Raw genomic sequence first — 20,009 nt, forward strand, 5'->3', positions numbered from 1 at the left:
AATAATCGGAGCTATGGATAAAGAGGTTAGTACTTTAATTAGCCTTATGGAAATAGAAAAAACAGTAGATAAAGCGAGTTTAAAATTTTATATAGGTAGCTTAAAAGGAAAAAATGTAGTATTAGTGCAATGTGGAATAGGGAAAGTAAATGCTGCGCTATGTGCTCAAATACTTATAAGTGAATTCGGCGTTCAAGCAGTTGTTAATACAGGTGTTGCAGGTGCTATACATTCATCTCTAGATGTAAATGATATAGTAATATCTACAGAAGCTATAGAGTACGATGTAGATGCTAGAGCATTTGGATATGAAAAGGGTCAAATACCTCAAATGGAAAACTCAGTATTTAAAGCAGATGAAAAATTAATAGAAGCTGCTTATAAATCAAGCTTAGAGCAAGTAAAAAATCAAGACTTTAAAATCGTAAAAGGAAGAGTTGCTACAGGAGATATATTTATAAGCTCAAAGGAATTAAAGGACGAGCTAGACAATGATTTTAAAGCTTATTGTGGTGAAATGGAGGGTGGAGCAATTGCCCATGTATGTACTTTAAATAATACTCCTTTCGTTATAATAAGAGCTATGTCTGATAAAGCTGATGGAAGTGCCAATGTGACATATGATGAATTTGTAGATAAGGCAGCTGAAAATTCTAAAGATATAGTACTTAGAATGTTAGAAGCTTTATAGAATTTAATCGGATATTATAAAAAAAACAGGTGTTTTTGAATATTGTTTTGTTTAAAGTGATGTTTGAAAACACCTCTTTTTTTCTAGAATTATGAAAAAATTATAAAAAAACACAAAAATGTAAATAAAAAATTTATTAAAATTACATAGCGATAAAAAATTATTATAACCGTTGCAAAAACTGTGATATTTTTAAAAGTCAGCACATATAATTAAATCGATGATGTAACTTTTTTGTAACTATTTTATAAAAAGTGTTTCAAAAATTACAAAAATGTAATATAATAAATTACAAGATAATAAAAAGTTACAAAATTGTTACTTTTAAATCTTGAGGATAGAATTTCTTTAAGAAAAAATACTTGTTAAAAGTAAAAATTAGGAGGAATATTTATGATTAAAAAAATTACAAGTACCACGGTAGCTGCACTCACAATGTTGACTATGTTCAGTTCAAATGCTGTATATGCACAGAGTGATAAGGATGTAGATTCAAAAAAAGAGCAAGCGATAGTGAATGTAGATAAGTTAAATATAAGAAGTGGACCATCGACTTCTGATGATATTATAGGAGGCTTCGAATTAGATGATGAAGTTGATTTAATATCTATAAAAAACGGATGGTATAAAATTGAATTGGAAGATGGTAAGGTAGCATGGACAAATGGACAATATATAACTTTAGACGGAGAAGTATCAGCGAAAAAATTAAATGTTAGAACTGGTCCTTCTGTATTATACGATATAGTGGAATTTAAAGAAAAAGAAGATAAAGTAAAAATAATAAAGGCCGAAGATAATGGTTGGTATGAAATAGAACTAAAGGATGGAAAAACAGGATATGTATGTGGTAAATATATAGAAACCGAAGCTAAAAATTTACATGACTACAGTGATTTGTACAATGTGGCAACTAAGTCTTCAAAATCACAATCAAGTAGTTCAAGTAAATCTACAAATTCGAAAAAAACATATGCTTCAAGTTCTTCAAAGAAAAAATCATCATCAAATGCAGTAACTACTATGACAGTTAGCGCAACTGCATATGCAGGTGATGGTATAACTGCGACAGGAACAACTCCTAAGCCAGGAAGAACAATAGCTGTAGATCCAAGAGTAATACCTTATGGAACTAGAGTTTATATACCAGCACTTGGCGGTACTTATATAGCAGAAGACTGCGGTGGTGGAATAAAAGGAAACAAAATTGATATATTTATGTCTAGTGAAGCTAAATGTAATTCATGGGGTGTTAGAAATATAGAAATTCAAATATTGAAGTAAAATTTTATACAAAACTCAATTTAATTTTAAAAAATGGCTGGAATCTCAATAAATGAGTTTCAGTCATTTTTTAAAATTTTTTGTGTAATTATATAGATAAGTATTTGTAATTAAATTAAAATATGTTATAATTAAATTAAAGTTATATATAACGCACAAAAAATATTCTAAAAATAATTCTAGAAAGTATATTATTTTTTGAAAAAAATAGTATAATAATATATGAAAAAAATATATTAAAATTATGGGAGGTAATACCAATGGCTTATGAAGTAATACATACAAACAATGCGCCAGCTGCTATAGGACCATATTCTCAAGCAATAAAAGCTGGAAACTTATTATTTATATCAGGACAAGTTCCATTTAATCCTGAAACAATGGAAGTAGTAGAAGGGGATGTAAAAGCTCAAACTGCTCAATCTTTAAAAAATCTTCAAGCTATATTAAAAGAAGCTGGAGCTGATTTCTCAAATGTAGTTAAAACTACAGTATTTATAAAAGATATGAATGAATTTGGACAAATAAACGAAGTATACGCTGAATACTTTGGAGATAACAAACCTGCTAGAGCTTGTGTTGAAGTTGCTAGACTTCCAAAAGACGTAAAAGTTGAAATAGAATTAATAGCAGTATTATAATAAACATGGGGCTATCGCAAGATCATTTTTGCGTATAGCCTCTTTTAAATTTATACCCAAATTAAAGGAGAGAGTGACCGAAAAATAGATTTTGTACTCTATTTTTCGACACTCCCTTTTTTTGATATAATTATCTTGATAAGGGAGGACGAGTTATGAAGGATAAAACTTATTTAATATCAAAAATAGCGTTATTTTTGACAGCTATTATTTGGGGAAGCACTTTTGTGGTAGTAAAAGGAGCTACAGACACTATGCCGTCTAATTTTATAATGGCGATTAGATTTACTGTAGGTAGTATAGTTTTAGGAATAATATTTAGGAAGAAATTTAAATTAATAGATAGGGGATATATAATTGGAGGTCTTGTGATGGGAGGCTCTCTTTGGATTTCATTTATAGTGCAGGTAGTAGGCTTAGCGTTAGATACAACTCCTGGAAAAAGTGCGTTTCTTACAGCTATTTATTGCGTTGTAGTTCCATTTTTATATTGGATTGTTTTTAAGGATAGACCTGATAAGTTTAATTTTATAGCGGCATTTATATGTATTATAGGAATAGGTATGGTATCCTTAAATGAAAAATTGACAATATCTATGGGAGATATTTTAACTCTTATAGGAGGAGTGCTGTCGGCAGTGAATATAGTTGCTATTGCTTATTATTGTAAGGATAGGGATGAATATCTTTTGACTTTTTTACAGATATTTGTAGTCGCTGTTATATCATGGATAGCGACTATTATAACAGGTTCGTATCCGACTGTTTACAGTAGAGATGCATTTTTAGGAGTTACTTATTTAGGTGTATTTGCTACAGCTCTTTGTTTAGCATTTCAAAGCATTGGTCTTAAAAATACATCTGCATCTTCAGCATCTATAATACTTAGTTTGGAATCAGTGTTTGGCGTTATTTTTTCTATTTTAATATACCATGAGCAGATAACTTTAAAATTAGGTATTGGATTTTTGTTGATATTTATCGCAGTTATAATATCAGAGACAAAGCTGAGTTTTTTATTTAAGAAAAAAGACAATATTTTAGAAGATGATAGTTTAATTTAATAAATACTATTAAAGTATTAATATTTTAAAATCAAATTTGTTATGCTATAATATCAGATAGGGTAATTTTAAACGCAAGAAATAATATAAATGAGGAATTCGTATGAAATATAAATTAATAGTTTCAGACATGGATGGAACACTTTTAGGAGATAACCACCAATTAACTGAAGAAAATAAAATAGCCTTGAGTAAGGCTTTAGAAAAAGGTGTAAAAATAGTTCCTGCTAGTGGAAGAATTTACGATTCTGCTAAGGAGCATTTTAATTTTTTAGATATAAATACTCCTTTAATCGCATGTAATGGAGCAATAATTAAAGAGACAAAGACAAATAAGCTAATATACAAAAACAGCGTTCCAAATGATATTTGTATGAAGATAATAGATGTTTTTGAAAAAAATGAAGTTTATTATCAGCTTTATTCAGAAAATACTATGATGTGCAAAAATCTTACCTCTAAAGACAAAGAAAAGACTAGGGAGAGATTAAAAAATTTCTTTAACGATCATGTAAATGTACACTTTGGAGAAGATTTAAAGGAAGAAGCTTCTAAGCATAAGATTTTAAAATTAATAGCAATAGACGACCATGATATGGAAAAGCTAAAAAGAGTAAGAGAAGATCTTTCTAAAATTGAGGATATTGAGATGACTTCATCTTGGTACAACAATATCGAAATAATGCACAAAGGTGCAAATAAGGGAGAGGCTTTAAAGGCTTTAATCCAATATTTAGGTATAAATAGAGAAGAGGTCATAGCTTTTGGAGATAACTACAACGATTTACCGATGATAGAGCTAGCAGGACTAGGTGTAGTCATGGGAAATGCAGATGAAGCAGTAAAGGAAAAAGCAGACTATGTTACTTCTACTAATATGGAAGATGGTGTAGCAAAGGCTATTTATAAATTTTTAGAAATATAATTTTTAATCAATTTAAATTAAAGAAAATAGAGAGGATGAAAATATATGAAGTTATGGGGAGGCCGTTTTAGAAAAGGCGAAAACAAATTAATGGAGGAATTCAATAAATCTTTTGGATTCGATTGTGTTTTATACAAAAAGGATATAGAAGGAAGCTTAGCTCATGTATATATGCAAGTACAAGTTGGGCTTTTAACTGAAGAAGAAGGAAAACAAATAACTGATGGACTTAATGGTATATTAGAAGATATCGAATCTGGAAAACTACCTTTAAGCGGGGATTACGAAGATATCCACAGCTTTGTTGAAATAAACTTAATAGAAAGAATCGGGGATGTAGGTAAAAAATTACATACTGCTCGTAGTAGAAATGACCAAGTTGCTTTAGATATGAGATTATATGCTAGAGAAAAAGCAAACGACATGGTAGGTCATATAGCTAGCTTAAAGGAAACTATAAAAGAAGTAGCTGACAATAATTCAGTTATAATGCCAGGATACACTCATCTACAAAGAGCTCAAGTAGTTACATTTAAACATCATTTAATGGCATACTACAACATGTTTGATAGAGATGAAAAGAGAATAAAAAATGCTCTAGAAATACTAGATGAATCACCTCTAGGATGTGGAGCATTAGCTGGAACTACTCATAATATAGACAGAAATATTACAGCAGAAAAATTAGGCTTTAAAAAACCTATGGACAACTTTATGGATGGTGTAAGTGACAGAGATTACCTTCTTGAACTTATGAGTGATTTTTCTATAATAATGATGCACTTAAGTAGATTAAGTGAAGAATTAGTATTATGGAGCTCTCAAGAATTTAAATTTATAGAAATGGACGACTTATTCACTACAGGAAGTTCTATAATGCCACAAAAGAAAAATCCAGATGGTGCAGAGCTTATAAGAGGTAAGACTGGTAGAGTTTATGGTAATTTATTTGCATTATTTACAGTAATGAAGGGTATACCACTAGCTTACAACAAAGATATGCAAGAAGATAAAGAAGGCTTCTTCGACAGTGTAAAAACTCTTGAAATGTGTATCCAAATAATGGAAGGTATGATAGGAACTCTAAAGGTTAGAGAAGACAACATGAAAAAAGCAGTTAAGGGAGGATTTTTAAACGCTACAGAAGTTGCTGACTACTTAGTTAATAAGAATGTTCCATTTAGAGATGCTCACAGTATAGTTGGACAAATAGTTATATACTGTGAAGACCACGACAAGGCTATAGAAGAATTAGAATTAGATGAATTATTAAAATTCAGCCCAGTATTTGAACAAGATATATATGATTTCATAGATTACAACAATATAATCGATAAAGGAATCAAGAAAAATTTAAAATAATAAGAGCGTTATAATATAAACGGCTGTCATATGAGATTATTAAAACTCTTATGACAGCTTTTATTTTTATATAAAAAAATTTTCATCTATATTAAAAAACACCATAATTATTAGAAGCTAAGTCTAATAACTAGGGTGTATTATTTGTTATCTTTTGGGTTTTCTTTTTATATTATTAGAATTTTTTCTTTGAGTATTAGTATTTTTACGAGCTTTGGTATTTTTATGTTTATTTTTATTAGCAATTCTTCTAAGTTTTCTTCTGTATTTTTTTCTTATTGCTATAAATAAGACGAATAATACAAATGCTAATATTAAAAATAAGATTATTTTAAATATTATTTTGAAGAAATTGCTTTCTGTAAAGAATGCAAAAGAACTATGTATTTCACTAGTAGAGACTAAATCGATAGTTTTTTCTAATTTATTTCCATTGTAAACTTCTAATGTACCTACTTTATCGCCTTTATAAATTGGCAAATCGTAATCTAAATCTTCTTTACAAGAATAGTCAGAGCCGCTAGATTCGCCGTTTCTTAATACCAATTTATAGCTAGCCTTTGGTTGGTATATAAATTCTTTTTCTTTAGTAAATAATACTCTTTTTGTTTTTGTATATTCATCCTTATCGATTATTGTTTTAGAAGAATAATTATCAAATCCATAATCTAATAGTGTTCTTGAGTCGACATATACGTTAGTTCCTGAACTTTTAAATACGGCAGCGATAACTCTCATATCGTTTTTTACAGCGCTACTCAAAAGACATCTTCCTGCAAGGTCTGTATATCCAGTTTTTATACCATCTACGATATCATATTTTATAGGTATAGATTTACCTCTATAAGTTATTTTATTGTTAGATGTTAAAAATAAATTTGTATTAGTAAAATAGCGAGAAAATTCTACTTTACTATTAGCTGTATCTTGTTGTTTGAATGAGATTGATTTAGTGCTTACAATTTCTCTGATGACCTCTTCGCTCATAGCTTTTCTTGCAAGCATTGCCATATCATATGCTGTTGTGTAGTGGTTTTCATCTGGCAGACCGTGTGGATTATTAAAGTGGGTATTTAATGCACCAGCTTTTTTTGCTTCTTCGTTCATCAAATTAGCAAAGTCTCCGATTGAACCACTTACATATTTTGCTAAAACTTCAGCTGCATCGTTTGAAGAGTGAATTAATAATCCTTGTAATAATTCCTTAACGGTAAATATTTCACCCTTTTTCAAATACATACTAGATCCGTCTACCATTGGGTCTTCTGTAATTTCGATAGTGTCATTTAAATTTTTTACATTTTTAACAACTAAATAAGCTGTCCATATTTTTGTAGTCGATGCTGGGTAAACTTTAGCGTCGATATTTTTTCCACCTAATATTTTTCCAGTTTCATAGTCAATTACTACACCGTAATTAGCCTTTATATCAACGCTATCATATGCTTCATCAGCAAAGGTTAAAATAGAAGAACTCATTATCATCATGGTTGTTAGTAGACACACTAGTAAGTATGATAACTTTTTTTTCATTTTTGACCTCCAATTTATAAACTTATATTTTAGTATATCATATTTTTGGCAATAATCCAAAATAAGGAGGGATAAAAATGCAAAATAAAAATAAAATATTAGCTTTTGTAGTTGTAATTTTAGTATCTGTAGGAGGATTGCTATGTAAGGGATATTTTACAGATGAAATTTATGTGTTAAATGGAGAGGAAAGTACAGAAGCGAGCGAAAAAAATATTCAAGATGAGGAAGCGCTTGATGAAGATAGCATTAGTGAAAATAAAATTAAGGATGAAAGTAAAGACGATAAAAATATATCAGCTAAAGAAATTACTGTCTATATAAGTGGAGAAGTAAATAACCCAGGTATTGTGACATTAAAAAGCGATCAGAGACTAGCAGATGCTGTCAAAATGCTCGGAGGTGTAACTAAAAAGGCCGATATGAACAATATAAATTTAGCAATTAAATTAGAAGATGAGATGCATTATATAATTCCTAAAAAGGGAGATAAAAATAACAGCTCAAACCAAAATTTATCAAATAATACGAGTAATCAAAGCCGAAATTTAGATAGTAATCAAGCTAATGGCAATACCACTCAAAATAACAAGGTAAATATAAATACAGCAGGTATACAAGAGCTAGATGCTATCCCAGGAGTTGGAGAGGCTACTGCTAATAAAATCTTGAGCTACAGAGAGGAAAATGGAAATTTTAAAAGTATAGAGGAGATTAAAAATGTAAATGGAATAGGTGATAAGAAATATGAAAATATGAAGGATTCGATCTGTGTAAATTAATATAAAAAAGAGATGCGTAAGCATCTCCCGTTGTATTTTTAATTTGATAATTTAAAAGAATTGTCTGTTAAGTTTATTTTATCCTTTAAATTTGAAGTAGTGTATACCTTTTTATCTTTAGTTATAAATATGGCATCTGTATTATCTATGCTTTCTATTAATTTTAGTCCTTCTTCTACTCCAAGCCCAAATGCAGTTGTAGATAGACCATCTCCAATTAGAGATGACGATGACACTATAGTTACACTGCTTAAATTATTGTCAAATGGATATCCAGTCGAAGGATCTATCATATGGTGGTAGATAACACCGTCTTTTTCTATGTATCTTTCGTATATTCCAGATGTAACTACAGATTGGTCTGAAACATTTATACTGCCTATAGAATTTCCTCTTTCATTTGTAGGGTCTTGTATTCCTACTTTAAATGGTGTATTTTTGTCTTTTTCACCTAATACAAATACATTTCCGCCTAAGTTTATTATTGCGCTTTCTACGTTTTGTTCTTGTAGATATTCGTATATTTTATCTGCTGCATATCCCTTTGCAATACCACCTAAATCTATCTCCATATTTTCTTTTTCTAATTTAACTGATTTGTTTTTTTCATCTAGTGAGATATCCTTGTAATTTACAAGAGGTAGTTTTTCTTTTATTTCGTTTGAGCTTGGAACCCTTGCATTTTCAGTTCCAATTCCCCATAAATCTACAACAGGTCCTATAGTTATATCAAATACGCCATCTGAGATGTCGGAAAAATTTAAGGCATTTTTTATTACATAGAAGGTTTCGTCGGATACCTTTACGTATTCTTTGCCGGCTTTTTTATTTATTTCAGATACTTCGCTGTATTCTCTTGTTTTTCCCATTGTATTGTCGATATTTAGTAAAATATCTCCACATTTTTTTAAAATATCATTTGCTTCTGATTCTTTTACATTGTATAAAGTAATCTCACTTACAGTTCCTAAATCGTAGTAAGTTTGACTATAATCTCCTTTATTAAAGTTGCCTCTAAATACATAGATGAAAAAACAAATAACAATAATTGCTACTATTAAAAAGGTAGATTTTTTTCTGTTCATAGTGTTTCCTCCAAATAATTGTGATATATTAATTATAACATAACAAAATATAAAGAGGAGTTTTTTACATGGTTAAATTAAATAATGATTGGGATGAACTGTTAAAGGATGAATTTAAAAAGGAATATTATTTAAACCTTAGAGAGTTTTTAAAAAAGGAGTATTCTACTAGAGTTATATATCCAAATATGTACAATATATTTGAAGCTTTAAAGCATACTTCTTTTAAGGACACAAAGGTTTTGATTTTAGGTCAGGATCCATATCACGGTGAAAATCAGGCGCACGGGCTTGCTTTTTCAGTTCAAAAAGGAGTGAAAATACCTCCATCTCTTTTAAATATATATAAAGAACTACACGACGATTTAGGTTGTTATATTCCAAATAATGGATATTTAATACCTTGGTCAGATCAAGGTGTTTTACTTTTAAATACTGCTTTGACTGTAAGAGCGCATGAAGCAAATTCGCATAAAAATATTGGCTGGGAAATATTTACTGATGATGTCATAAAGCTACTTAATACAAGAGAAGATCCAGTTATATTTGTTCTTTGGGGAGCAAATGCAAGACGCAAAAAAGAATTTATAGATTTAAGTAGACATTATGTACTAGAAGCTCCACATCCAAGTCCATTATCTGCAAGTAGAGGATTCTTTGGATGTAAGCATTTTTCTAAGATAAATAAAATTTTAAAAGATTTAGGTAAGGAACCTATCGACTGGCAAATACCAAATATTTAATTGCAAAATTATAAAAATAAAGTAGTTAATTGTAACAATTTATCATAATATAGAATATTATAAATTAAAAGATATATAATTCATATATTATGAAAAGAAGTGATGTTAATGACAGTAAATGTAATAACTGCAAAATTAGCTAAAAAGATGATAGATAATAGAAAATTTGGCTTGATAATAGATTTGAGAGATTACGATGAATATTTACAAGGGCATTTACCAGGAGCTATAAATATTCCAGTTAATGAAGTACTAGATAGAATAAATGAAATCAAAGGCTATGAAGGCTCAAATGTTCTTTTATATTGCGAACATGGAATTCAAAGTATAGGAGCAGGAAAAGCATTGATTTTAAATGGATTTAGTAAAGTATACAGCTTGGATAAAGGCTTAGGCTCATACAATTATCCTTTGTATAATTAGGTAAAGAAAACAAAAAATATTTTTATTGAGAGGTATTACATCGATTTTGTAATATCTCTTTTTAATTAATGATAAATATATGTTAATTAATAGGAAATATATGAAATATATAAAAATACACCTTTAAAAAATATAAAAAGTAAACTATAATATTACGAAAGAAAAATTTTAGGAGATTAAATATATGGAAAAAGATTTTAAAATGAGAACAGGTCTAATTGTTGGACAAGAAGGATTAGATAAATTAAAAAACGCAAATGTAATAGTATTTGGAGTAGGCGGAGTAGGTAGCTTTGCATGCGAGGCAATTGTAAGAGCAGGAGTTGGAAATATAACTATAGTAGATTTTGACGATGTCGATATAACTAATATAAACAGACAAATACCAGCACTTCACTCTACAGTCGGGAAATTTAAAGTAGATGTAATGAAAGATAGACTCCTGGATATAAATCCAGATTTAAATATAAAAACAGTAAAAAAAGTGTACAGCGCTGAAACAAGTGATGAGATATTCACAGAGGATTACGATTACGTTGTAGACGCAATAGATATGGTCACATCTAAAATAAAGCTTATAGAAGTTTGCAATGAAAAGGGATTTAAAATAATAAGCTCTATGGGTATGGGAAATAAATTAGACCCTACTAAGATAGTAGTGACAGATATTTATAAAACACATACATGTCCTCTGGCGAAGGTTCTTAGAAGGGAATTAAAAAATAGAAGAATAAAAAAATTAAAGGTAGTTTATTCGACTGAACAGCCTATTGAATTAAAGGAAAAAATAATGAATGGAAGAAAGGTAACTCCAGGAAGCGTGTCTTTTGTACCTTCAGTAGGAGGGCTTGTAATAGCATCTGTAGTAGTTAGAGATCTATTAGATCAAGAATAAAATCTAAATAATTAAGTTTTAAATCAATCTGCTTTTATCAAAGGCAGATTTTATTTTGTAGAAATTCACAAAGATTTTTGCTACTATTTAAGTAGTTATTTAAATATAACTAAAAAAATACATAAACAGGAGGTTTAAAATGAACGATTTACCAAAACAATTTGAAAGCTTTACAGAAGCTAGAAGAAATGGCTTTTTGGCTGCAAAGAAAATTAAAGATGATGGAAAAAAGATGGTAGGGGTTTTTTGCTGTTTTACACCAACTGAGTTAATTTTAGCAGCAGGTGCTGTTCCGGTAGGGGTTTGCGGTGTAAGTGAAGAACCCATAAAAGATGCAGAAAAGGTATTACCTAGAAATTTATGTCCATTAATAAAATCTAGCTATGGTCATGTTATAACTGATACATGTCCATATTTTTATTTTTCAGACTTATTAGTTGGAGAAACAACTTGTGATGGAAAGAAAAAAATGTACGAGGAGCTGTCAAAAATAAAACCTATGCATATTATGCAGCTTCCAAATAGAGCAACTGGAAAAAACGAGTTTAACCTTTGGAAGGATGAAGTAATTTTATTAAAAGAAGTTCTTGAAAAAGAATTAGGAGTTACTATAACAGAGGAAGATATAAAAGCAGCTATAAAAGATAAAAATGAAGAAAGAGCGTTACTAAATGAATATTTTGAACTTGCCAAATTAGAGCCATCAGCTTTAACTTCATTAGAATTATACCAAGTATCTTATCAAGCTCAATTTAAATTCAATAGAGATGAACTAAAAGCATCACTTAGAAAAATAATAGACGACACCAAAGATAGATATGAAAGAGGAGAATGCCCAGTTAAAAAGGATGCACCGAGAATACTTATAACTGGTTCTCCAATAGGTGGATGTGTAAATAAAATCGTAAAGACTTTGGAAGATAGTGGAGCATCTGTAGTAGCATATGAGCTTTGTTCGTCAATAAGAAGCAATAGAGAATTAATAGACGAAGAAAATCCTGATGTTTACGAAGCAATAGCTAAAAGATACTTAAATATAGGTTGTGCATGCATGATGAACAACCAAAAGAGAATAGATCTTTTAGATGAATTAATAGATGAATACAAGGTAGATGGAGTTATAGATATCGCACTTCAATCTTGTCATCCATTTAATGTAGAAAGCCATAAGATAAAGGAATTTGTAACTGGACAAAAAAATATCGATTATATGGCAATTGAAACTGACTATTCAGAAACAGATACAGAACAGCTTAGAACTAGATTTGAAGCATTTATCGAGATGATTGAGGACAAAAGATAAGTGGAAACTGGAGGTAATTTATGTATAGTATTGGTTTAGATTCGGGATCTACTTATACAAAAGGCGTACTATTTGACGGAGAAAATATAATAAAAAAAATTATCGTTCCAACAGGTTCTAGTCCTAAAACTACATCAAGAGAAGTATATGAAAGTCTTATAGACGGTGTAGATAAAACCAAGATAAAAAAGGTAATAGGAACTGGATATGGAAGAGTTAGCATGGACTTTGTAGATAAGAAAGTCACAGAAATAACTTGTCATGCGAAGGGAATGTTTTTCTTAAATAAAAATATAAGAACTATATTAGATATAGGTGGACAGGACATAAAGGTAATCAATATCAGTGAAAATGGAAGTGTTGAAAATTTTATAATGAATGACAAATGTGCAGCTGGCACAGGAAAATTCTTAGAGATAACTTCCAATAAATTAGACAGCGATATACATAATATAGATTCTCTTGCAAGAGGTGCTGTTCCAGAAAATATATCTAGTATGTGCACTGTATTTGCAGAATCAGAGATCATAAGTCTTTTGGCTAGAGATGTACCTAAGGAAAATATTGCTGCAGGGATAATAAAATCAATTTCAAATAAAGGTGTGTCTTTACTCAATAAGACTGATATAAAAGAAAAGCTAGCATTTACAGGCGGACTTGCAAAAATTAAAGAGCTTGTAAAAATGCTAGAAAATGATTTAAACATGGATATATTTGTAGCTGAGGATGCACAAATAGTTGGAGCATTAGGTGCAGCTATTATCGGCTATAAATAATAAGTCAATTTAAAATTTGACTTAGCATATAAATAGTGGAGTACTTTATATTTTTAAAGTCTCCACTTATTATATAATGCAGGAAAATGTTTTATTATGCTCTAAAATCAATTTGAAGCGTCGTATTTTACTTTAGTGTAAATTCTATCGCCGTCTGAGTAAAATATCATACTGCCGTTTATATCAGTCCTAAAAATTTTTGCGTCTACGTCATTTAGATTGTCAAGGGTTGCTTTATGAGGATGACCGTAGCTGTTTTTATATCCACATGAAATCACAGCTATATCGGGAGTAGTTTCTTCTAAAAAATCTATACAGCTAGAACTACTGCTGCCATGGTGAGCTACCTTTAAAAAATCTACATTTTCTAAATCATATGAATTTATCATATCTATTTCGTTTTCGCTATCACAATCTCCTGTAAACAAAAAATTGTTGTTTTTATACGAAATATTTAGTACAATGGAGTTTGAATTATTATCGTCAGTTATATAACTAGGACTTAAAACATCGATTTTAGTAGAATTATCTAAGTTAAAAGTATCGTCTTTAGATAGATAACCTATTTTTAAGTTTTTTTGATTACAGGAATCGATTAAGTTGTTGTAACACTCACTATCGGTAATCTGTTTAGTCATGTATATTTTATCTACATCGAAATTATCAATTACATAGTCTAAACTACCGATATGGTCGCTGTCAGGGTGAGTTGCGATGATTATATCTAGATTTTTTACTTTTTTATTTTTTAAATACGATTTTATTATTTTAGCACTATCTTCTTCACCGCCGTCGATTAGCATGTTTTTATTTGATGGGGTTTGAATTAGAATTGAGTCGGCCTGTCCTACATCTATTATGTGGATACAGAAAACATTATTTTTGTCACAGCCGGTCAAAAGTGCTATTATAATAATTGGAAAAATTAATATTTTTTTATTCAAGTGAAATCACTCCATTAAAATTGTATGTTTATTAAATATTATCTTGGGTAAAATAAAATATTGAAATATATTATTAATATTGACATTAAAATAAAAATAAATACATCTAATTGGGAAATTCTTCATTAATAATAATTTTAAGTGAAGAATTTTATATGTTATAGGAGGAAATTATGTTAGCAACAATAGAAAATAAAGAAAATATAAATTCACTTTTTAAAGATATAATGAAAGAAGAGCATAATAATTTAGGACCTTGCTTTAAGGAAATAACAATAGAAGATAGAGAAATACTAAATCCATATTTTGATTTAGTTGATTATGAGGCGTGTGAATACTGCTTTGACACTTTGTATATGTGGCAACATGCTTATAAAACTGCTTATTATTTAGGGGATAATTTCGCTGTTTTAGTAGGAGAATATGAGGGAGATTTATTCTCTATACTACCACTTGCAAAAAAAGAAGATTTACCAAAGGCAATAGACTTTGTTTTAAACTACTTTAAGCAAATAGATAAGGAATTGTACTTTAGAGGTATAAGTGAAGAAGTAATAGATTATTTAAAAGAAACTTATGGAGATAAGTTTGAGTATATAGCAGAAAGAGATATATTCGATTATGTATACGATGGCGAAACTTTGAGAACGCTAAAAGGAAGAAAAAACAGTAAAAAAAGAAATCATATAAATTACTTTTTAAATGAATACGAAGGAAGATTTGAATACAGACTTCTTGGAAAAGAGGATTTCGATGATTGTAGAGCTCTTTTAGATAGATGGGCTGATAATAAAGAAGAAAACGACGAAGTAAGCGAAGGAATGGACGATGAAAGAGTAGGCATCGAAAAATTATTTAGACACTACGATGAAATATCAGATAGACTAAAAATAGCAGGAATCTATGTAGATGGGGAATTAGAAGCTTTTACTATGGGTGAATTGATAAACGATGATATGGCTTTAATTCATATAGAAAAAGCAAACCCAAGTATAAGAGGCCTATATCCTTATATAAATCAACAATTTTTAGTTAATGAATTCCCAGATGTGGATTTTGTAAATAGGGAAGAGGATATGGGATTAGAAGGTCTTAGAAAGGCTAAATTGTCTTACCATCCTTGCAGATTTGTAGAAAAATACACAGTTAGGGAGGCTAACTAATTGGAGATTAGATACGCTATAGAAAAAGACAGAGAACAAATAATTTCTCTATGGGATTATTGTTTTGAAGATCAAAAAGAATTTGTAGATTATTACTTTGAAAATGTATACGACGAAAAAAATACTTTAGTTGTTGAAGAGGAAAATCAAGTATTATCCTCACTACAAATGAATAAATACAAAATAAGACTTAGAGACGACGATTATAAAGTATCGTATATAGTAGGAGTTTCATCAAAGCCTGAAATAAGAGGGCATGGATATATGAAAAATTTAATGGTTCGTACATTAGATGAACTCTATAAAAACGGAGAAATAGTTTCTATATTAATGGCTATAGATTATAGATTGTATAGAAGATATGGATTTGACCACTGTTATGACCAGCTTGAGTATAGTATAAGAACAGAGGACCTTTCTAGATTTAAGCTGACTTCTAGGTTAAAGAGGGCTTCTATAGATGATGCTAAAATTTTAGCAGATATTTACAGAGAAGCTATGAAATCTTTAAATGGATATACAGTTAGAGATGAAGAGTATTTTAGAAGATTTATAATGGAAATTGAATCTGAAAACGGGCGCGTATATATTAATGAAGATAACAACAGCAGAAGCTATATAGTTTATTATATTCAGGGAGATACATTTTTTGTAAGAGAACTAATATATACAGGTATATCTTCTCTTAAATGTGTTTTAGCTTATATATACAACCACAATACACAATGTAAAAATACAGTTATAAACTCACCTGTTGATGATAAAATAAGATTAGTAGTTGAAAATTTAAAAACATGTGAAATGAAACTCGTACCGTTTATGGCTGGAAGAATGATAAATTTCGAAAAGTATTTAGAAACACTAAATTTAGATGAAGAAAAAATAAAAAAAATAGAAGGTAAATCTATAAATATTAAGGTTAAAGATAAATATATAAAGCAAAACGATGGAGTTTTTAAAATATCAATATTAGATAATAAAATAAACGTAGAAAAAGTAGAGCAAAATTGCGATATAGAATTAAATATAAATTCTATTGCACAATTAGCTTTTTCTTATTTAAATATAGATGAAATACTTATGTTAAATGAGATAGACGAAAATTCATTGAGTGATGATCAAAAGACTATTTTAAATACTTTATTTGAAAAAGAGACAAATTATATAGATGAGCTCGTATAATTTTGAAATCAAAAATTTTAAAAGAAACATATAGACTATATTTTTATATATTTTATATGTTTTTTTGTTGAAAAATTATAGTAAGTTTAATTTTTTATATAAAAATTTATAAATATAATGGACTATTTTAAAAATAGGTATACAATATATTTTATAAATAAAAATAACTGGGGTGATTTTTAATGGAAGTAAAATATGCAAAACGTATGATGACAGAAGGGGGATCTGAAATAAGCGATATATTAGCTTTAACTGTCAGACCAGAAATAATATCTTTTGCAGGAGGACTACCTGCACCAGACTTATTTCCAATAGAAGACATGAAAAAAATGGCTACTGCTGTTTTAGATGAAGAAGGTAAAGTTGCACTTCAATATTCTTCAGCTCAAGGTTTCCAAAAATTTAGACAACAAATAGCTGATAGAATGAATGCTAAACAAAAAACAAATGTAACTGCTGATGATATACTAGTAACTAGTGGATCTCAACAAGTACTAGAATTTTCTGGTAAAATATTCATAGATGAAGGCGATATAATATTATGCGAAAGTCCTACTTATTTAGGAGCTTTAAACGCATTTAACGGATATGGACCAAAATACATAGAAGTTGAAACTGATGAAGATGGTATGAACATGGAAGCTCTAGAAAAAGTTCTAGCTAGCAATGATAATATAAAAATGATATATGTTATACCAGATTTCCAAAATCCAACAGGAAGAACTTGGCCACTTGAAAAACGTAAAAAATTCGTTGAATTAATAACTAAATACAAAGTAGTTGCTTTAGAAGACAACCCATATGGTGAATTAAGATATGAAGGAGAATTTTTACCTTCATTAAAATCTTTAGATACAGAAGGTTATGTAGTATATTTAGGAACATTCTCTAAAATATTATGTCCAGGATACAGACTTGGATGGGTATGTGCAGCACCAGAAATATTAGCTAAATACATAAGATGTAAAGAAGATGGAGACTTACAAACTTCAACAATATCTCAATTAGAAGTAAGTAAATATATAGAAAGATGTGACTTAGATGGACACGTATTAGAAATAAGAGCTCTATACAAAAAACGTAGAGATTTAATGATAAAAACTATAGAAGAAGAATTCCCTGAAGGAGTTAAATGGACTCATCCAGAAGGTGGATTATTTATGTGGGTTACATTACCTGAATATATGAATGCTACTGAAATGATGAAAAAATGTATAGAAAATAACGTAGCATACGTACCAGGTGTTGCTTTCTATCCAGGAAGAACTAAGGCTAATAACTTTAGATTAAACTATTCAAATATGGATGAAGATAGAATAGTAGAAGGTATAAAGAGAATAGCTGAAGTTATAAAATCTGAATTAAGATAGTAGAAAATTATAAATAGAAAAATAAGGCGTACATGTTTTGTGTATGTCTTATTTTTTTGTAATAAATTTGAATTAAAAATAAAATTTATATACTTAAGGTTGTTTATATTAAAAAAATAAGGTCAATAATATAGAAAATATTTGTTTTAAAGATATTAGAGGAGGCATGTTTTGAGACGACCTTTATTATTGATTTTTATATTGCTTTTAATTTTGGGATTTTTTATCACAAAGGATAGAGAATTAGATAATATAAATGAAGATACTAAGACGACTATAACAGGAGTTGTGAAGGACAAAAAGGAAAAGAGCAAATACACTCAGTATATAATAGACGGCTATTTAGTAAATGACTACAAGAGAAAATACGAATTGAAAATAGGAAAGGTGGTATCAGTACAAGGTAAGCAAAAGGATTTAGATAAGATGGAGTTTGATGATTTTAACTACGGTAGATATATAAGAAGCTGTGGATATAAAGGCGTAATTTATTCAGATTATTTTAAAGTTATAGGTCAGAATAAATTTTACATAAATTTAGGACAGCTAAAGATGTATATGAGGGATACCTTTAGATATTTGTACAAGGATACGTCTAATTTTATAAATTCGTTTTTACTTGGCATGAAGGACGATTTGACTCAAGAAGAGAATGAGATGTTTTCTAGGACAGGTACAAGCCATGTAATAGCCATATCTGGGCTTCATACTAATATAATTTGTATATTGATAGCATATGTTATAAGAGGAATAAATAAATTATATAAATTATTTATTCTTATGATAATTATGGTTTTGTACAGTATAATGGTAGGTTTTTCGCCGTCTATTGTCAGGGCGGTTGCGTTTGTAGCTGTGATGTATTTGGCTGTATTTTTATTTAAAAAAAGAGATGGAATAACTACATTATCATTAATTGCTAGTGTATTAATTATAAATAATCCATACACTATATATAATGTCAGCTTTCAATTATCGTTTTTAGCTACGTTATCCATTTTATATTTCAATAAGATCATCAAAAAAAGGCTTAAATTCGATATAGTATCGATGACTATAGCTGCTAATATTTTGACTATGCCTATAGTATACTATGTATTTGGAGGTATTCCTGTTTTATCGATTTTAGGAAATATAGTTATAATACCTTTTATAGGAATTATTATGAATTTAAGTATTTTTAGTATTTTATTTTTTGAATTTAATTTAAATATTACAAAAGTCATAGTTTATATAAACAAAACACTGATTAATATGGTATATTATATATTGGATAAATTAAGTCAAATAGAGATTGGATATATAGAAGTTGAAAATCCTAAAATGACATATGTAATAATCTATTATGTTTTAATCTTCTCTTATATGATATATAAAGAGCTTAAAACTATGAAGGAGCAGGAAAATGAAATACAAGGATATTGTTTATAATATAAAGGCTAAAAATTTTGAAAGAATTTATCTACTATATGGTAGAGAGCATTATTTAATAGATAACGCTATAAAGCTGTTTAAAGAGTCTCTAAATGAAAGTATGATAGACTTTAATCTAGATATACTAGATGGCAAAGAAATCATGCTAGATCAGTTATTAAGCTCAATAGAGACACTTCCATTTATGGACGAGAGAAAGATAGTAATCGTAAAAGACTTTGAGCTACTTATGAAGGGCAAGAAAAAGAATTTTTCAGATAAAGAAGAAAAGATTTTTGCAGAGCATTTAGAAAATATTCCAGATACTACAGTTTTAGTCTTTGCTGTGTACGGTGATATAGATAAGAAAAAAAGCATGGTAAATAAAATAAATAAAAATGGAATAGTATATAACTGTGAAAAAATATCT

Annotated in this window: 20 protein-coding genes; 17 read left to right on the top strand and 3 right to left on the bottom strand. The window is 29.1% G+C overall.

Features of this window, described 5'->3' with window-relative positions; translation table 11 throughout:
- Position 1 precedes the first annotated feature (1 nt).
- The 6 genes from SPD90_RS13535 (at position 2) to argH (ending at position 5,967) form a co-directional block, all read left to right on the top strand.
- Positions 2 to 691 carry a 5'-methylthioadenosine/adenosylhomocysteine nucleosidase gene (locus SPD90_RS13535; protein ID WP_320925573.1) on the top strand — a complete coding sequence of 230 codons (690 nt, stop codon included), beginning with the start codon at positions 2 to 4 and terminating at the stop codon, positions 689 to 691.
- 393 nt (positions 692 to 1,084) lie between these two features.
- Positions 1,085 to 1,975, top strand: coding sequence for an SH3 domain-containing protein (locus SPD90_RS13540; protein WP_320925574.1), 891 nt, complete (start codon positions 1,085 to 1,087; stop codon positions 1,973 to 1,975).
- Between the two features lie 260 nt (positions 1,976 to 2,235).
- Positions 2,236 to 2,616, top strand: a complete 381-nt coding sequence (locus SPD90_RS13545; protein WP_320925575.1) for a RidA family protein — start codon at positions 2,236 to 2,238, stop codon at positions 2,614 to 2,616.
- Between the two features lie 155 nt (positions 2,617 to 2,771).
- A complete protein-coding gene (locus SPD90_RS13550; RefSeq protein WP_320925576.1) occupies positions 2,772 to 3,680 on the top strand; it encodes a DMT family transporter in 909 nt (302 codons plus the stop codon).
- Between the two features lie 103 nt (positions 3,681 to 3,783).
- Entirely contained in the window at positions 3,784 to 4,605 is an 822-nt protein-coding gene (locus SPD90_RS13555; protein WP_320627152.1) for a Cof-type HAD-IIB family hydrolase, read from the top strand.
- Positions 4,606 to 4,650: 45 nt separating this feature from the next.
- Positions 4,651 to 5,967, top strand: coding sequence for an argininosuccinate lyase (argH, locus tag SPD90_RS13560; protein WP_320627153.1), 1,317 nt, complete (start codon positions 4,651 to 4,653; stop codon positions 5,965 to 5,967).
- 147 nt (positions 5,968 to 6,114) lie between these two features.
- Here argH and SPD90_RS13565 read toward each other — a convergent pair whose 3' ends face one another.
- On the bottom strand, positions 6,115 to 7,500 hold the full coding sequence (locus SPD90_RS13565; protein WP_320925577.1) for a D-alanyl-D-alanine carboxypeptidase family protein: 1,386 nt from the start codon (positions 7,498 to 7,500) through the stop codon (positions 6,115 to 6,117).
- Positions 7,501 to 7,577: 77 nt separating this feature from the next.
- Here SPD90_RS13565 and SPD90_RS13570 point away from each other — a divergent pair, with 77 nt between their 5' ends.
- The gene (locus SPD90_RS13570; RefSeq protein ID WP_320925578.1) at positions 7,578 to 8,282 is read left to right on the top strand and encodes a helix-hairpin-helix domain-containing protein; all 705 of its coding nucleotides are present in this window, start codon (positions 7,578 to 7,580) and stop codon (positions 8,280 to 8,282) included.
- 38 nt (positions 8,283 to 8,320) lie between these two features.
- Here SPD90_RS13570 and SPD90_RS13575 read toward each other — a convergent pair whose 3' ends face one another.
- A complete protein-coding gene (locus SPD90_RS13575) occupies positions 8,321 to 9,367 on the bottom strand; it encodes an FAD:protein FMN transferase (RefSeq protein ID WP_320925579.1) in 1,047 nt (348 codons plus the stop codon).
- 68 nt (positions 9,368 to 9,435) lie between these two features.
- On the opposite strand from SPD90_RS13575, the gene SPD90_RS13580 reads away from it, so the two are divergent.
- The 5 genes from SPD90_RS13580 (at position 9,436) to SPD90_RS13600 (ending at position 13,507) form a co-directional block, all read left to right on the top strand.
- On the top strand, positions 9,436 to 10,110 hold the full coding sequence (locus SPD90_RS13580) for a uracil-DNA glycosylase (RefSeq protein WP_320925580.1): 675 nt from the start codon (positions 9,436 to 9,438) through the stop codon (positions 10,108 to 10,110).
- Positions 10,111 to 10,218: 108 nt separating this feature from the next.
- A complete protein-coding gene (locus tag SPD90_RS13585) occupies positions 10,219 to 10,533 on the top strand; it encodes a rhodanese-like domain-containing protein (RefSeq protein ID WP_320925581.1) in 315 nt (104 codons plus the stop codon).
- Between the two features lie 184 nt (positions 10,534 to 10,717).
- Entirely contained in the window at positions 10,718 to 11,428 is a 711-nt protein-coding gene (locus tag SPD90_RS13590) for a tRNA threonylcarbamoyladenosine dehydratase (RefSeq protein ID WP_320925582.1), read from the top strand.
- A gap of 139 nt (positions 11,429 to 11,567) precedes the next feature.
- Complete coding sequence (locus tag SPD90_RS13595) at positions 11,568 to 12,731, top strand: double-cubane-cluster-containing anaerobic reductase (RefSeq protein ID WP_320925583.1); 1,164 nt, start codon at positions 11,568 to 11,570, stop codon at positions 12,729 to 12,731.
- 20 nt (positions 12,732 to 12,751) lie between these two features.
- Positions 12,752 to 13,507, top strand: a complete 756-nt coding sequence (locus SPD90_RS13600; RefSeq protein ID WP_320925584.1) for an acyl-CoA dehydratase activase — start codon at positions 12,752 to 12,754, stop codon at positions 13,505 to 13,507.
- 107 nt (positions 13,508 to 13,614) lie between these two features.
- Here SPD90_RS13600 and SPD90_RS13605 read toward each other — a convergent pair whose 3' ends face one another.
- Positions 13,615 to 14,451 (bottom strand): ComEC/Rec2 family competence protein, encoded by an 837-nt coding sequence (locus SPD90_RS13605; RefSeq protein WP_320925585.1) that lies wholly within the window; start codon positions 14,449 to 14,451, stop codon positions 13,615 to 13,617.
- A 227-nt stretch (positions 14,452 to 14,678) separates the two neighbouring features.
- Here SPD90_RS13605 and SPD90_RS13610 point away from each other — a divergent pair, with 227 nt between their 5' ends.
- From SPD90_RS13610 to holA, 5 genes are all read left to right on the top strand, one after another.
- The gene (locus SPD90_RS13610; protein WP_320925589.1) at positions 14,679 to 15,614 is read left to right on the top strand and encodes a DUF2156 domain-containing protein; all 936 of its coding nucleotides are present in this window, start codon (positions 14,679 to 14,681) and stop codon (positions 15,612 to 15,614) included.
- Positions 15,615 to 16,796, top strand: coding sequence for a GNAT family N-acetyltransferase (locus SPD90_RS13615; protein WP_320925586.1), 1,182 nt, complete (start codon positions 15,615 to 15,617; stop codon positions 16,794 to 16,796).
- Between the two features lie 182 nt (positions 16,797 to 16,978).
- Positions 16,979 to 18,166: an aminotransferase-like domain-containing protein gene (locus SPD90_RS13620; protein WP_320925587.1), complete on the top strand. Its 1,188-nt coding sequence runs from the start codon at positions 16,979 to 16,981 to the stop codon at positions 18,164 to 18,166.
- 171 nt (positions 18,167 to 18,337) lie between these two features.
- Positions 18,338 to 19,597, top strand: a complete 1,260-nt coding sequence (locus SPD90_RS13625) for a ComEC/Rec2 family competence protein (RefSeq protein WP_320925588.1) — start codon at positions 18,338 to 18,340, stop codon at positions 19,595 to 19,597.
- A partial coding sequence (gene holA, locus SPD90_RS13630; RefSeq protein ID WP_331680590.1) for a DNA polymerase III subunit delta occupies positions 19,572 to 20,009 on the top strand: 438 nt, incomplete at its 3' end. The genes SPD90_RS13625 and holA, both read left to right, overlap by 26 nt.

This window comes from Intestinibacter sp. (assembly GCF_034113885.1).
Classification (GTDB): domain Bacteria; phylum Bacillota; class Clostridia; order Peptostreptococcales; family Peptostreptococcaceae; genus Intestinibacter.